The 346-nt window shown below is 40.8% G+C and carries 1 protein-coding gene; it reads left to right on the forward strand.

Going from position 1 to position 346, the window contains the following annotated elements:
• Window positions 1–21: 21 nt before the first annotated feature.
• Window positions 22–346 (forward strand): hypothetical protein (locus tag RMT89_RS41770; protein WP_315888982.1); only part of this gene is annotated, 325 nt, incomplete at its 3' end.

Below are 346 nucleotides of genomic sequence, written 5' to 3' on the forward strand. Positions count from 1 at the left end.
TCAACGGAAGATCCTGATCTAGTGATCGATGACTTTGCATATTCGCTATCCCAAACATGTAATCGCATTGCAAATCCAGAGAAAGGCGAACAAGCTAAGGATGGGATAGTAGTATTCATTGATGAAGCCGATAATGCATCATGTGACTTGCATTTAGGGTATTTTTTGAAAGTCGTTACGGAAATGCTTCAGCAACATGGCTGCAATACAGTAATGTTTATCGTCGCTGGGCTACCTGATGTTATCGAAAAATTATCGGCTTCCCATGAGTCATCATTACGAGTCTTCAATCAACTTAAAGTGAAGGAGTTGAGCCCGGAAGATCGACATTATGTAATTGATCGTG

It is taken from the genome of Streptomyces sp. P17, from assembly GCF_032436805.1.
Taxonomy (GTDB): Bacteria; Actinomycetota; Actinomycetes; order Streptomycetales; family Streptomycetaceae; genus Streptomyces.